The sequence below is a fragment of the Roseburia zhanii genome (assembly GCF_014287635.1).
Taxonomy (GTDB): Bacteria; Bacillota; Clostridia; order Lachnospirales; family Lachnospiraceae; genus Roseburia_B; species Roseburia_B zhanii.
In genome coordinates, this window is the sequence record NZ_JACOPH010000013.1 from 34741 (window position 1) to 49541 (window position 14801).

At 40.8% G+C, this 14801-nt stretch carries 18 protein-coding genes; 17 read left to right on the forward strand and 1 reads right to left on the reverse strand.

The window, feature by feature from the left end; all coding sequences use genetic code 11:
• Positions 1 to 2 precede the first annotated feature (2 nt).
• The 13 genes from H8S17_RS12600 (at position 3) to efp (ending at position 8700) form a co-directional block, all read left to right on the forward strand.
• Positions 3 to 782 (forward strand): ABC transporter permease, encoded by a 780-nt coding sequence (locus tag H8S17_RS12600; RefSeq protein ID WP_186867571.1) that lies wholly within the window; start codon positions 3 to 5, stop codon positions 780 to 782.
• Between the two features lie 8 nt (positions 783 to 790).
• Positions 791 to 1252, forward strand: a complete 462-nt coding sequence (locus H8S17_RS12605) for a hypothetical protein (RefSeq protein ID WP_186867572.1) — start codon at positions 791 to 793, stop codon at positions 1250 to 1252.
• Positions 1253 to 1707: 455 nt separating this feature from the next.
• A complete protein-coding gene (locus H8S17_RS12610) occupies positions 1708 to 2145 on the forward strand; it encodes an RNA polymerase sigma factor (protein WP_186867573.1) in 438 nt (145 codons plus the stop codon).
• Entirely contained in the window at positions 2132 to 2383 is a 252-nt protein-coding gene (locus tag H8S17_RS12615; RefSeq protein WP_118616155.1) for a helix-turn-helix domain-containing protein, read from the forward strand. The genes H8S17_RS12610 and H8S17_RS12615 overlap by 14 nt, the downstream gene beginning before the upstream one ends.
• Before the next feature lie 396 nt (positions 2384 to 2779).
• Positions 2780 to 3073, forward strand: coding sequence for an excisionase (locus H8S17_RS12620; protein WP_330595767.1), 294 nt, complete (start codon positions 2780 to 2782; stop codon positions 3071 to 3073).
• A 118-nt stretch (positions 3074 to 3191) separates the two neighbouring features.
• Positions 3192 to 4412 carry a tyrosine-type recombinase/integrase gene (locus H8S17_RS12625; RefSeq protein WP_186867574.1) on the forward strand — a complete coding sequence of 407 codons (1221 nt, stop codon included), beginning with the start codon at positions 3192 to 3194 and terminating at the stop codon, positions 4410 to 4412.
• 53 nt (positions 4413 to 4465) lie between these two features.
• Positions 4466 to 5566 carry a redox-regulated ATPase YchF gene (ychF, locus tag H8S17_RS12630; RefSeq protein ID WP_186867575.1) on the forward strand — a complete coding sequence of 367 codons (1101 nt, stop codon included), beginning with the start codon at positions 4466 to 4468 and terminating at the stop codon, positions 5564 to 5566.
• 111 nt (positions 5567 to 5677) lie between these two features.
• Positions 5678 to 5932, forward strand: a complete 255-nt coding sequence (locus tag H8S17_RS12635; protein WP_178051269.1) for a YlmC/YmxH family sporulation protein — start codon at positions 5678 to 5680, stop codon at positions 5930 to 5932.
• Positions 5933 to 5942: 10 nt separating this feature from the next.
• The gene (gene nrdR, locus H8S17_RS12640; protein WP_178051256.1) at positions 5943 to 6395 is read left to right on the forward strand and encodes a transcriptional regulator NrdR; all 453 of its coding nucleotides are present in this window, start codon (positions 5943 to 5945) and stop codon (positions 6393 to 6395) included.
• 105 nt (positions 6396 to 6500) lie between these two features.
• Positions 6501 to 6875: a hypothetical protein gene (locus H8S17_RS12645; protein WP_178051257.1), complete on the forward strand. Its 375-nt coding sequence runs from the start codon at positions 6501 to 6503 to the stop codon at positions 6873 to 6875.
• 58 nt (positions 6876 to 6933) lie between these two features.
• Positions 6934 to 7437 (forward strand): YqeG family HAD IIIA-type phosphatase, encoded by a 504-nt coding sequence (locus H8S17_RS12650; protein ID WP_178051258.1) that lies wholly within the window; start codon positions 6934 to 6936, stop codon positions 7435 to 7437.
• A 168-nt stretch (positions 7438 to 7605) separates the two neighbouring features.
• Entirely contained in the window at positions 7606 to 8052 is a 447-nt protein-coding gene (gene rpiB, locus H8S17_RS12655) for a ribose 5-phosphate isomerase B (protein WP_178051259.1), read from the forward strand.
• Between the two features lie 90 nt (positions 8053 to 8142).
• Entirely contained in the window at positions 8143 to 8700 is a 558-nt protein-coding gene (gene efp, locus H8S17_RS12660) for an elongation factor P (RefSeq protein ID WP_178051260.1), read from the forward strand.
• Between the two features lie 350 nt (positions 8701 to 9050).
• Here efp and H8S17_RS12665 read toward each other — a convergent pair whose 3' ends face one another.
• Positions 9051 to 10376: an oligosaccharide flippase family protein gene (locus tag H8S17_RS12665; RefSeq protein WP_186867576.1), complete on the reverse strand. Its 1326-nt coding sequence runs from the start codon at positions 10374 to 10376 to the stop codon at positions 9051 to 9053.
• Between the two features lie 54 nt (positions 10377 to 10430).
• On the opposite strand from H8S17_RS12665, the gene H8S17_RS12670 reads away from it, so the two are divergent.
• From H8S17_RS12670 to ptsP, 4 genes are all read left to right on the forward strand, one after another.
• Positions 10431 to 11582, forward strand: coding sequence for a cysteine desulfurase family protein (locus H8S17_RS12670; protein WP_186867577.1), 1152 nt, complete (start codon positions 10431 to 10433; stop codon positions 11580 to 11582).
• Positions 11583 to 11696: 114 nt separating this feature from the next.
• A complete protein-coding gene (gene mnmA / locus H8S17_RS12675; RefSeq protein WP_186867578.1) occupies positions 11697 to 12773 on the forward strand; it encodes a tRNA 2-thiouridine(34) synthase MnmA in 1077 nt (358 codons plus the stop codon).
• 121 nt (positions 12774 to 12894) lie between these two features.
• Positions 12895 to 13152, forward strand: a complete 258-nt coding sequence (locus tag H8S17_RS12680) for an HPr family phosphocarrier protein (RefSeq protein WP_186867579.1) — start codon at positions 12895 to 12897, stop codon at positions 13150 to 13152.
• Positions 13153 to 13175: 23 nt separating this feature from the next.
• Complete coding sequence (gene ptsP / locus H8S17_RS12685; RefSeq protein ID WP_186867580.1) at positions 13176 to 14789, forward strand: phosphoenolpyruvate--protein phosphotransferase; 1614 nt, start codon at positions 13176 to 13178, stop codon at positions 14787 to 14789.
• Positions 14790 to 14801: the final 12 nt, after the last annotated feature.

Here is a 14801-nt window from a genome sequence, read left to right on the forward strand (position 1 = left end):
ATATGGTTCGTATCGTAAAAACAGAATTTTACAAACTAAAAAGGTATCATATTCTTTGGGCTGGAGTTGCGCTTATGCTTCTCTCTGTTTTGCTGACATTGTTTACATCTATGGCAAATGACGGTTCTGTATGGGACTTTTCCTATCTTATAGAACAGGTTATCAAAAATAATATGTCCATGATTTTCCCTATGTGCATTAGCTTGATTGCCGGATATATGATTTCCCGTGAGCAAACAGATGATACATTGAAAAATATTTTAACAGTACCGATTTCTTTTAAGCGATTGTTGACTGGTAAATTGATTGTATGTGGCGTATTGTCCATTATCTTTGGTCTGATATGCAGCCTGTTTACCATTATAGCGGAATTACTCGTAGGATTTCCGGGCTTTCAAGTAACCTTAGCCCTAAAATCAATATTGCAAATAACCGCTGTTAATTTCTTTTTATATCTGGCGGTTCTTCCGATTATTGTAATTACCTGTCGCAAAGCGGGCAGCTTTTTAGTGGGTGTTATTATTGCCTTTGTTTATGGATATGGCGGTATGTTTGCCGCAGGAAATATGACTTTAGCAAATATCTATCCGATTACGGCAAGTCTTGGAATGGTAGGGTATCGCAATTACGATACCGCAGTTCACTGGAATATCATTGCTTGTATGTGTAGCCTTGCCTTTGTTGTTATCATTTCTGCCGTATTCATTCTTTGCACGAAAGAAACTGAACCCCAAAAGGCAAAGAAAAAAGCAAAAAAAGTAATAGCAAAGAAAGGGTGGTAAAAATTTTTATGAAGAAAATCGTTTTACCGTTGATACTAATTCTTTTCGGAACAACTATACTTTCCGGCTGTACCAAAGATGAAATTCTCAATCATTACAATAATGTTGTTCAGTCTGCGGGTTCCATAGAACTAACAGGAAATTCGTCTTTACAGGGTAAGAAAGATAATGGAATTGACGATTATACAGGAACCTATCAAGCTGACTATAAAGCCTATACAGGAACAGAGTATTTGTTTGGAGGAACCTCAATAAAAAGGGAAGCCGGAAAAAACATAGCTGTAACTTGCACATTGGAAGCGACAAGTGGTACTGCAAAAGTATTTTGGATTTCGGGAGCTGATGAAGCTGTAACTTTACTTGAAACAACAGGAACATATAACGATACTATTACGCTTCCTGACGGTGGAAATTATATAGGGATTGAATGTGAAGATTTTACCGGAAATATAGAAATGAACATCGAATAACATTCTGCCGGACGACGGCAAAAGAAAAAAAGCCGTCGTAGAGCAGACATATTTTCACGCGCTTATGAAGCGGCGGCTTTGATTTTCAGAGCCGCCGTTTCTTTGCGCTTGCACAAACCTATGACGACTTGCAGGGACACGGTAGCCGATTGGAGGTTAATTTACCGTGTCCATTTTGGTTATTCATAGTACCCATGAGTTACATCAATTAAAAAAAGCGTAGCTCCCCCTCCGGGTAATTCCGGCTATGAATATGAACTGACAATTCAATATATTAGCTTTGCTATTTCCTATGCGTTTGTCCGCGTTCTGCGGGCAGGCGCATTTTGTCGTTTTGGAGAAAAATTTTCAAATTTTTTCTCTGAATGTTTGGCACATTCCCCGCGCCATTTGTTGAGGGGTTACGAAAGGGGAAATCATCACCCGCTTTCGCGGTTGCGAAAGGAGGTGATACCATGAATGAACCTAATCGTACCCAGTGGCAAATCCGATGTGCTTTTAACGGGTTTTGCAAGCGGACGTTGAAAAATGAAGCTATCAACGCCCACGGGGAAATCAAAAGGCGGCAGATACAAGAAGTTTCGTTTTCTGACCTAACTCCGCAAGAGGAAAATCAGCTTTACACCTACGACACTTACTTTGAACATGATGAAGCTGAAAAATCCTTTTGTGTGGCAGGCAAGGAAATAACTGCGAAGCTGCTTGCCGAAGCCCTGCACAGCTTGCCGGACGACAAACGAGAAGCCGTATTGCTGTACTACTTTTTTGAAATGAACGACGCGGAAATTGCAAAGCTCCGTGATGTTCCGAGAAGCACAATACAGTATCGGCGTACAAGCTCTTTTGAACTGTTAAAACGCTATTTGGAGGAACGCGCCTATGACTGCACATAATGGTAACACCGAACAGGACGAACGCGGCTTGTTACCGTACCCGGTAATCATAGCCGCAACAAAGGGCGACCCGGAAGCTATGAAGATTGTCGTACAGCATTACGAAAGCTACATAGCGTCCCTGTCTATGCGGAAGCTCATTGACGAGCGCGGTAATACCTACTACGGCATAGACGAGGACATACGCGACCGTTTACGGTCAAAGCTCATGCGGGCTGTCCTTTCATTCAAGGTATAAGGTAGACCCGGCAGCGTTCCCCCTTTCCGCTGCCTATCTCTATCCTGCCTTTTTGTTCCTTGACAAAGAAAGCGACGCAAGATAACGGCGACGCAGCATAGGGCAAATCAGATACGTTCCTCTTACGCCGAGCCATACGGCGGGTGCGCCATGACTTCCCCACAGGGAATGAGCGACCAACACCGCACCGTGAAATAAGTGTAGCAGCTTATGGGCGACGACACGCAAGATACATAATGATACTCCCTTATAGCCATAGTCCGAGCGTTCAAAGCGTCGCAGGCAATGGATAGGGCTGCGCGAGAACCGCGCAGGGGTGAAACTCCCGTGAGATTGCAGCTAACAATCGTCTGATTAAAGCTCTTTTTTATAAAAATTTGAAAGGGGAAAAATCCTATGAATGATAAAGAACGAAACACCCCTTGCAATTTGCAATATAAAGGAGTGTCAATCAATGGCAGCGAAGAAAATGAGTTGCCGTTATGTATGGAAAACAAGGTGCGTGTACCTATCCACCTTAAACTGACATTAACAATAAAAGAAGCTGCGGAGTACAGCAATATCGGTATAAATAAAATAGACGCTCTGTTAAAGCAACCTAATTGCCCGTTTGTACTTTTTGTAGGAACACGGAAGTTAGTAAAGCGACGTGAATTTGAAGAATATATCCGACGAGAGTTAATTATATAGAACTTCTACCAACAACCGCTACAAAAAATTCCTGTTGAGATTGAAAAAGCAGAGTCCTTATGCTATAATATATAGTTGCGTTGGACTCTTTTTTTGAGATAAGAAAGGAGTCCGATAAATGGGCAAAAATCTAAAAGGTAAAGAGTGCGGCAAAGGCATTTACCAAAGAAAGGACGGTTTATACTCCGCAAGATACTACGCAAAAAACGGCAAACGTAAAGAGAAATACTTTGAAACATTGCCGGAAGCGAAAAACTGGCTTGCTGACGCCAGATATGAAGAACGGCATAATCTTATTGTCACTTCTCCCGATATGACAGTAGATAAGTGGTTTGAGTACTGGATTGAAAATATTGTTTGCGACCTTGCACCGAACACAAAACGGAATTATCAAGAACGCTACAAATGGAATATTCAGCCAGTAATCGGGGCTATGTGTATAGCTGATGTAAAGCCTATGCACTGTAAAGCTGTTCTTAACCGAATGGAAACCACCTATGCAGGCTCAACCATTCGGCAGGCTTATATCACAATGGGAACCATGTTAAAATCAGCAGTTATGAATGACATTATCGCCAAACACCCTATGAACGGTGTACGCTATACGAAACCTGTTCGGGCGGTAGACGATATAAAATACTTGACTGTTGATGAACAAGAGAAATTTCTTGAAGCAGCGGCGCGGTCACATAATTACCGACAATATGCGTTGCTCTTGGAAACAGGATTGAGAACGGCAGAATTGATTGGTTTAACATGGGACTCTATTGATTGGAAAAAGCGCACGTTGACTGTCAGCAAGAGTTTAGAGTATCGGCACAGTCAAGGGTATTGGCGAGCAGGACCACCTAAGACACAGAAAAGTTATCGCACCATTCCGCTTACTGACAAAGCATATTCTATTCTTAAAAGCTGTTATGATGAAAAGGACAGCCGGAAAAAGTCTGAAACGCTATCGCAGATTTTAGAGTATATCGACAGCAGGACAGGCGAAAAGAAATGTCTTATTATGCACGATTTAGTGTTTGTCAACTGGCGTACTGGTGAACCTGCAAAAAACAGTTCTTATGACACACACTTATATAAATTGTGTGATGAAGCGGGTATCAAACGCTTTTGTATGCACGCCTTACGACATACTTATGCTACACGCGCGATTGAGCGCGGCGTACAGCCTAAAGTGCTGCAACAGCTATTAGGACACGCAAGCATTAAAACAACTATGGACAGATATGTCCATGTTACGGACGAGTCACTGGTAAATGCAATACGCCAATTTCAACAGGCTACGCCGCCAGTTACAAAAAAAGGGCGTAAAAAGGGCGTACAAGAAATCTAAAGAAAGGCGAAAACCCCGATAAATCAAGGGTTTTCGGACAGGTAAAGATAAAGATGAAATTAGGAATCGTCGGACTTCCCAATGTAGGAAAAAGCACATTATTTAATTCACTGACAAAAGCCGGAGCACTTGCAGCAAATTATCCATTTGCTACGATCGATCCAAACGTAGGAGTTGTACCGGTGCCGGATGATAGAATTGAAAAACTCGGTGAAATGTACAACACGAAAAAAGTGACACATGCAGTCATTGAATTTGTGGATATTGCAGGACTTGTAAAAGGAGCAAGTAAAGGAGAGGGACTTGGAAACCAGTTCCTTTCAAATATCAGGGAAGTAGATGCGATCGTTCATGTGGTACGTTGTTTTGAAGATACAAATGTAATTCATGTGGATGGAAATATCGGACCGGCAAGAGATATTGAAACGATCAACTTAGAACTGATCTTTTCAGATATCGAGATCTTAGACCGAAGAATCGCAAAAGTAGCAAAACAGGCAAGAATGGATAAGACACTTGCAAAAGAGTTAGAACAGTTAGAGGCGATCAAAGCACATCTAGAAGAAGGAAAAATGGCACGTACCTTTGAAGTGCCGGATGATGAAGATCTACAGGCATGGTTTGAAAGCTATAACCTGCTGACAGCAAAGAAAACGATTTATGCAGCTAATGTTGCAGAAGACGATTTAGCAGACGATGGAGCATCGAATGAATATGTTGCGCAGGTGAGAAAATTAGCAGCAGAAGAAGGCTCTATGGTATTTGTTGTTTCTGCAAAATTAGAGGAAGAACTTTCCGAATTAGATGATGAAGAAAAAGCTATGTTCTTAAGTGATCTTGGAGTAGAATCATCAGGTCTTGATAAATTAGTAGCTGCCAGCTACGATCTTTTAGGACTGATCTCTTTCCTTACAGCAGGAGAAGATGAGTGTCGTGCATGGACGATCAAAAAAGGAACAAAGGCTCCACAGGCGGCAGGAAAGATACATACCGATTTTGAAAGAGGATTCATTCGTGCAGAAGTTGTCAATTATCAGGATCTTTTAGACTGTGGAAGTCTTTCAGCAGCAAAAGAAAAAGGAATTGTAGGGCTTGAGGGAAAAGATTATGTTGTGAAAGATGGAGATGTAATTTTGTTCCGCTTTAATGTTTAATCGTAAGAAGTATCGTAACGAAGAAAATGTTTTATTGTAAAAAAGCAGTTGCATGAATAGTAAGACGGCAGTCTGAATAGAATGAAAAAAAGACAGAAAAAAGGGCTGCCAATGCGATTATGTGAACTTCAGGAGAAGGAAGTTATCAATGTATGTGACTGTAAATGTCTTGGAAATGTCATAGATTTAGAATTTGATGAGCAGTCGGGCTGTATACGGGCAATCATCGTGCCCGGACCTTGTAAAGTCTTTGGTTTATTCGGACATGAGTTTGAATTATGTATACCATGGAAATGTATCGTCCGCATAGGCTCTGATATTATACTTGTGGAAATAAAGGAAGAAGATGTAAGGAAAAAACTATAGGAGGGTTTTTATGAAGTGTCCATATTGCAGCAGTGATAACACAAGAGTCATTGATTCAAGACCGGCAGATGATAATAATTCTATCCGCCGCAGACGTTTGTGTGATGTTTGTGGAAAACGTTTTACGACCTATGAAAAAGTAGAAACGATTCCACTGATCGTTATTAAAAAAGATAATAACAGAGAACAGTATGACCGTTCTAAAATTGAAGCAGGTATTCTGCGTGCCTGCCATAAACGTCCGGTTTCTGCAAATCAGATCGATGCATTAGTTGATGAGATTGAAACAGAGATATTCAATCGTGAAGAAAAAGAGATTGCAAGTTCTGAGATCGGAGAGATCGTCATGGACAAGCTGAAGGATTTAGAAGCAGTTGCTTATGTACGTTTTGCATCGGTATATCGGGAATTTAAAGACATCAATACATTTATGGATGAATTGAAAAAAATTTTAGATAAATAGGAAGAATTACTAAAGTTTTTTGATACAAAACCGATATTTATAACAGAATTTATAAAAAAATTTAGTAGATCGTGTAAAACAATGGGATGAAGGCAGGAAACGCATATGAATATTTCGGGTATTCGACCATATGAGGGATTTTATGAATATAGTCCGGTAAATGATGATAAAGTCAAAGAACAGTCATCGGAACTTCTTACCGGATCATCAGTACAACAGCAGAATACGAAAGATCAGCCATCTGTAGAACAGAATTATACATCATATGATTATGCACAGAAGTTTGAACCGGGAATTACTTATGATATGAAAGGTGCGGACAGTGAACTTGCAAGTCTTGATGTAGAACAGGCGATCAGCCTGATGAAAAAAGATCAGGTGATCCAGCAGTATCAGTTTTTTGTAGGTGAGGGAGCAGCACAGAAGAAATTAGAAAGCAGTAATTTGTCTGCACGAGAAGTAGAGAATTTTTCGATTTAATTTACATAATTAACAAAACTGTCGCAGAAAAGCGGCAGTTTTTTTGAGAGGAGTTTGTATGGGACATTTTTTATATCCAGATGAATATATGCCATCCACATACCAGATCGATTTTGATAAATTATATGAACAGGGTTACCGCGGATTGATCTTTGATATCGATAATACATTAGTGCCCCATGGAGCACCGGCAGATGATCGGGCGATCCGGTTGTTCGCACATTTAAAAGAACTGGGATTTCAATGCGTACTGTTGTCAAACAACAAAGAGATACGTGTGAAAATGTTTAATGAGAAGATCGGTGTGGATTATATCTATAAAGCGAAAAAGCCGAAACCGGCAAATTACCGGCTTGCAATGGAACGTATGCATACTGACTGTAAGAATACATTATTTGTTGGTGATCAGATATTTACAGATGTCTGTGGAGCTAATTTAGCAGGCATCCGCACGATCTTAGTACAGCCGATCGATCCAAAAGAGGAGATTCAGATTGTGTTAAAGAGGTATCTTGAGAAGATCGTGCTGTTTTTCTATTTGAGGAAGCATGGTAAATCGTAACAGTTTGTTCATAGCATTTGTAAAACACATGGCTTTCACATATGTTTATGCTTGAATTGTCACAGCAAAATTGACAAATAGTTCCAGTCTATGTACAATAAAACATAGAAAAAATGTAATTATATGGTACTTTATAATTACAAAAACAAAATGAAAACGGAGGTTTTTATGAAGATCGCAATGGGCAATGACCATGCTGCAGTAGACTTAAAAATGCAGATTATGGAGTACGTGAAAGAACTAGGACATGAAGTCATCAATTTTGGAACAGATACCAAAGAAAGATGCAATTATCCGGAATACGGAGAAAAAGTAGCAAGAGCAGTTGCAAAAGGAGAAGCAGACTGCGGCATACTGATCTGTGGAACCGGTGTTGGAATCTCGATCGCAGCGAATAAAGTTAAAGGAATCCGGGCAGCCGTTTGTTCCGATACGGCGACAGCAAGACTGGTAAAACAGCACAATAATGCGAATATCCTTGCATTTGGAGAACGTATTGTGGGTGTGGAATTGGCAAAAGACATTGTAAAAGCATACTTAGATGCAGAATTTCTTGGTGGCAGACATGCAGAGCGGATAGCCATGATTTCTGACATTGAGGAGCGAAATTTTTAACATTAGATAAAAAAAGGTTGAAATATCAGTACTTTTATTATAAAATTGTACAAGTGGGCACAGTCCTAAACGTATTAAGGAGGAAAATTTATGATTTCAGCAGGAGATTTTAGAAATGGTATTACCATTGAATTAGAAGGTAATATCTACCAGATCATCGAATTTCAGCACGTTAAACCGGGAAAAGGTGCAGCGTTTGTTAGAACAAAGTTAAAGAACATTAAAAGTGGTGGTGTCGTAGAAAAGACTTTCCGTCCTACCGAGAAATGCCCACAGGCACGTATCGATAGAAAAGACTACCAGTATTTATATGCAGATGGAGATTTATATTACTTCATGGACGTTGAAACATACGATCAGATCGCATTAAGCAAAGAAGATATCGGTGATGCGTTAAAATTCGTAAAAGAAAACGAAATGGTTAAAGTATGTTCTCATAACGGAAATGTATTTGCAGTAGAACCACCTTTATTTGTAGAATTACAGATCACAGATACAGAGCCGGGATTCAAAGGCGATACAGCAACAGGTGCAACAAAACCTGCAGTTGTAGAAACAGGTGCTACCGTATATGTTCCATTATTCGTTGAGCAGGACGATGTGATCAAGATCGATACCAGAACAGGTGAGTATTTATCCAGAGTATAAAATATAGCAGACTTCACAGAATTGTGAAGTCTGTTTTTATATCATAGGATTCGGGTGTCGAAAGGTGGCTCACGACTTAGTGACTGGCCAATTGCACAAAGCCGAGTCTGTTTTGTTCCGTTGTACGAAAATAAGAAAATCTAAGTCTGCCTGAATTAGGTTGCGACAAAGTGACGTGTACGTCTTAAACGCCCCGTCCATGGGGCATTAAGACTTTTGCTGCCGTCCATGGCAGCAAAACACTATATATTAACAGGCAGACTAAGATTTGCTAATTTTCTTCCAAAGTCACAAAAACAGACTCGGCTTTGTACAATTTGCCAATCAAAATACTTGAAGCCACCTTTGCACTATAAAACCAGCCTTCGTTTCCACAAGATAAAAACCGAAAGCCCTGCCGTTAAGATCTGGCTTGCCAACATTCCCATCAGATACGCATCAAGTCCGTAAATTGGAATCAGGACATAGACAAAACAGATCCTGATAAAACTGCCGAGCAGATTTAATAAAAACGGATAGACCGGCATACCGAGTCCATGCAGGATACTTGAAAGAATGGACGATAGGAACAGAAACGGGCAGATAAAACTTAACATACAGATAAATTTTCCGGCAAGTGCGTTGCCAAATAGAACATCCCCAATCCATTTTCCAAAGATTAAAAAACCAAAGGTACATAGAGAACCTAAAAGCAGACTGCCGAAAATTGTAAGCCGTATGCTTTTTTTGATGCGGTCAGTATCGTTACGGCTGTCTGCTTCCGAAATTTCAGGCAAAACCATGACAGAGATTGAATTCGTCAGTACCGTAGGAAAGAAAATGATAGAAAGTGCCATTCCGGTCAGGATGCCGTAAATACTTAAAGCATCTGTATGGGAATATCCATAAAGGCACAGACGGGAAGGAATCAGTATGGATTCAAAACTGGCAAATAACGTAAGAGCCAGCCGGTTCGCACTAAGCGGCAGGGAATAAGTGATCAGTTTTCCAAACGGGGCTTTTACGGAAGCCGTTGTTTTGGGTGCAGATGTATCTTTCGACAGTAAAAGAGCTGTCAGACAGAACAAAGAAGCCGCAGCTTCTCCGGCAGCCAATCCCCAGACAGCAATCGAAGCATCAATCGTCTGATGTGCTTCACAACGGATCTTATAGATCAAAAATACAAATCCCACCCGCATCAGTTGTTCGATAAAAGAGGAAAAAGCAGGAACGCCTGCTTTTTTTTTGCCATAATAATACCCATGAATACAGGAATGGAGCGAAGCAAGCGGGATCGAGAGGGCAAGGATAGGAATAAGTGACGCACATCGTGGTTCTAATAAGATATGTTCTGCGATAAAATCGGCATATTTTGTCAGAATACCCATGAAAATTGCGGATAAGGATAACGATATGATCAGGCAGGCACGTAAAAGCTGCTTAGGAGCAGAAGGATTGTCTGTCTGGTATTCTGCAATATATTTGGACAAGGCGGTGTTAAGACCGGAAACAGTGATTGAAAAACAGATCGTAGAAATTGGAAAAATAAGCTGATAGATACCTAGTCCTTCTGCACCGATTACTCTCGAGAGGAATATTCTATAGAAGAAACCTATGATTTTGCCAAGGATACCAGCAGAGGTAAGAAGCAAAGTACCAAAAACAACAGGATTTTTTAATTTATTATATATCTGCACGAAGTCACCATCGAAATCGGGGTTTTTGTATTATATGAGAAATGGAGTGGAAAAATGAGTAAGATGATTTATTTAGACCATGCAGCTACGACAAAGACTCTGCCCGAAGTCGCAGAGGCTATGGAACCCTATCAGGATATTTTTTATGGAAATCCATCAACGATCTATGAGTTTGGAGAAAAAAGCAAAGTCGCCATTGAACATGCCAGAAGTGTGATCGCAAAGACGATCCATGCAAAACCGGAGGAAATATTTTTTACATCAGGCGGAAGCGAATCGGATAACTGGGCATTAAAAGAGGCGGTACATCTTTATGAAAGGACACATCAGGGGGAGAAGGGATATATCCTTACCACACCGGTAGAACATCATGCTATTTTACATACCTGTAGGGAATTAGAAGAAATGGGGTGTAAGATCTCTTATCTTCCGGTAGATGAAAGCGGGCGTGTCATCGTCGGAGAAGCAGAAACTTATATGTCGGAACATACAGCTTTAGTATCTGTGATGTATGCGAACAATGAAATTGGAACGATCGAGCCGGTAAAAGAATTAGGATATATTGCAGGAAAACGTCATCTGCTCTTTCATACAGATGCAGTGCAGGCATATGGACATATACCGATCCATGTGCAGCATGACCACATAGATATGCTGAGTGCAAGTGCCCATAAATTCGGAGGACCAAAAGGAGTAGGTTTTTTATATATCAGAAGTGATATTGATCTGCCATCTTTCATTCAGGGTGGAGCACAGGAAAGCAACCACAGGGCAGGAACAGAAAATGTACCAGGAATCGTAGGAATGGGAAAAGCGGCAGAATTAGCACACATGAGAATGCAGATGGAAAACCGTAAGATCAAATATCTGCGTGACTATCTGATGCACCGGATCTTAAATGAGATACCGGATGTGATCGTAACCGGAAACCGGAAATTCCGCTTGTCAAATAATGCGAGTTTCTGTTTTAAAGGAATTACAGGAGAAGCCGCAGCAATTTTATTAGACACACAAGGGATCTGCGTATCGTCCGGTTCTGCCTGTTCAACAGGAAGTGCAGAAAGTTCACATGTGCTTACAGCGATCGGAGTTGAAGAGGACTGGGCAGATGGAGCATTGCGTTTTACGCTTGGGGCAGAAAATACGAAAGAAGAAATAGAATATACGATCGAACGGTTAAAGATGGTCATTTCTGATATGCGGTGACTTGACGAATGAAAAAAGAGCCGTTACACTAGAATAGAATATCAGAAGAATAAAGGCAGCTTAGGACAAATGAAAAAAGCTGCTAACATAGTATAGATGGAGCATAAGAATAAAATGGATAAAAAGAAAGTAGTGGTAGGTATGTCTGGCGGAGTCGATTCTTCCGTTGCGGCATATCTTTTAAAAGAACAGGGATATGATGTGGTAGGCGTAAATATGCGTCTGTGGCAGGAAGATGAAAACAGAGAAGAAACCGGAAAAGAATGTTGTTCCTTAAGTGCGGCAGAAGATGCAAGGAGAGTAGCAGATCAGATCGGAATCCCATTTTATGTGATGAATTTTGCAGATGATTTTAAAAAAGATGTCGTTGATTACTTTGTGGCAGAGTATTTAAAGGGAAGAACGCCAAATCCTTGTATTGCCTGCAACCGATATGTCAAATGGGAGGCTTTGTTAAACCGGAGCTTAGAGATCGGGGCAGATTATATTGCAACCGGACATTATGCAAGGATACGGAAATTAGAAAACGGAAGATATGCGATCGCAAATTCAGTTACCACAGCGAAAGACCAGACCTACGCATTATATAATCTGACACAGGAGCAGTTATCACGCACACTGATGCCGGTTGGTGAATATACGAAAGATGAGATCCGTGCCATTGCAGAAAAAATAGGACTTCGTGTAGCAAAAAAACCAGACAGTCAGGAGATCTGTTTTATACCGGATCACGATTATGCCGGATTTATTGACCGTATGGAGCCGGGGAAAATCAAAGGCTGTGGGAATTTCGTGACAGCTAAAGGCGAGGTTTTAGGAACACATCAGGGTATCACACATTATACCATCGGGCAGCGGAAGGGGTTAAATCTTGCAATGGGAAGACCTGTTTTTGTAACAGAAATACGTCCGGATACGAATGAAGTCGTGATCGGAGAAGCAGAAGATGTTTTCCGGAAGGAATTTTTTGCAGACCATATGAATTATATGGGAGTACCGGAGATCAAAGATGGTATGCGTTTTCTGACTAAAATAAGATATGCACATAAAGGGGCAATGGCAACACTTTACAGAGAAGATGCGGATAAAGTGCGTTTTGTATTTGATGAACCGCAGCGTGCCATCACACCTGGACAGGCAGTCTGCTTTTATGAAGATGGATATATCGCAGGCGGAGGTATTATTTTGTGATGCTGTAACTAAGAGGATTCCTTTTGTTTAAAATTTGAGATACAGGTAATACTGTTAAATATATTCTTGAAATTTTTCGTTTAGAAGATTCCGAGAATACATAAAAAACAGGAGGCATCTTATGAAAACATTTGAGTATACGATCACAGATGAGGTAGGAATCCATGCAAGACCGGCAGGTCTGCTCGTAAAAGAATGTAAGGAGCTTGCATCATCTGTCACATTGACCAGCAATGGAAAAAGTGCAGATGCGAAAAAACTGATGGCACTTTTGGCATTAGGTGTCAAAAAAGGAGATACCGTAAAAGTTGAGATTTCCGGTACAGATGAAGAACAGGCGGCAGAAAAAATAGAAGCATTTTTTCAAAACAGTTTATAGATACAAAGAAGGGATATTGCAGCATGGAAAGACAAAGCGGAAAAAAGATATTCGGTGGAATTGCGATCGGCAATATACTTTTTTATACAAAGCAGTCCAATCAGGTTGTGCGCAGAAAAATAGAAGATACCGATGCAGAGATCAAAAGGTATGAAGCGGCAAAAAAAGAAGCCATCCGGCAGTTAGAAGAATTAGCGGAAATGGCGGTAAAAGAAGTCGGTGAAGTCAATGCGCAGATCTTTGAAGTACATGCGATGATGTTAGAAGACGGAGATTACAATGAATCTGTCCATAACTATATTACTTCCCAGAAGGTGAATGCAGAGTATGCGGTTGCATCCACAGGGGATAATTTCGCTTCTGTTTTTGCAAATATGGAAGATGAATATTTTAAAGCACGTTCTGCAGATATGAAAGATATTTCAGAACGTGTCATTGCTGTGTTAAGTGGCAGAAAGGCGGAAAGTGAACTGCCAGATGAGCCGGTGATCATAGCAGCAGAGGATTTAGCACCCAGCGAAACCGTACAGATGGATAAATCAAGAGTGCTTGCATTTGTAACAGAACTTGGTTCAGCAAATTCGCATACGGCAATTCTTGCCCGCACCATGGGGATTCCGGCAGTGACCGGTGTTAAGATCAAAGAAAGCTGGAATGGAAAACTGGCAATCGTGGACGGATATCAGGGCGAATTGATCGTAGAGCCGGATAAGGCTGTTTTAGAAGAATATCAAAAGCTGCAAAAGCAGGACAAAGAACAGAAAGAACTGTTACAGACCCTAAAAGGAAAAGAGAATGTGACGCTAAGCGGTCAGAAGATAAAACTGTATGCAAATATCGGAAATATTGCAGATTTAGCAGCCGTTTTGCAGAATGATGCAGGCGGAATCGGACTTTTCAGAAGTGAATTTTTGTATTTAGAAAAAGATACATTCCCGACAGAAGAAGAACAGTTTTCAGTTTACCGTCAGGTAGCAGAAACAATGGCAGGCAAGCCGGTGATCATTCGTACATTAGATATCGGAGCCGATAAGCAGGCAGATTATTTTCATTTAGAACCCGAAGAAAATCCGGCAATGGGCTATCGTGCGATCAGGATATGTCTGACGAGAAAAGACATTTTTAAAACACAGCTTCGTGCGATCTATCGTGCCAGCAGTTATGGATCAATAGCCGTCATGTATCCGATGATCACTTCTGTACAGGAAGTAAAAGAAATCAAAGAAGTGGCAGAAGAAGTAAAAGCGGAGTTAGATGCTGACCATATTCCGTATAAAAATATCGAACAGGGCATTATGGTCGAAACACCGGCAGCAGCGGTGCTTAGTGACCTGTTAGCAGAAGAAGTGGATTTTTTCAGTATCGGAACGAACGATCTGACACAGTATACATTAGCGATTGACCGTCAGAATACGAATCTTGACAAATTTTATGATCCACATTCTCCCGCAGTTTTAAGACTGATCGAGCTGATCGTCAAAAATGCACATCAGGCAGGTATCTGGGTGGGTATCTGTGGGGAACTTGGGGCAGATATGACATTGACGAAACAGTTTTTACAGATGGGAGTAGACGAATTGTCGGTAGCAGCCGGCTGTATTCTCCCGATACGAAAGATCATACGGGAAACCAAATAGAAAAGCAGGAAT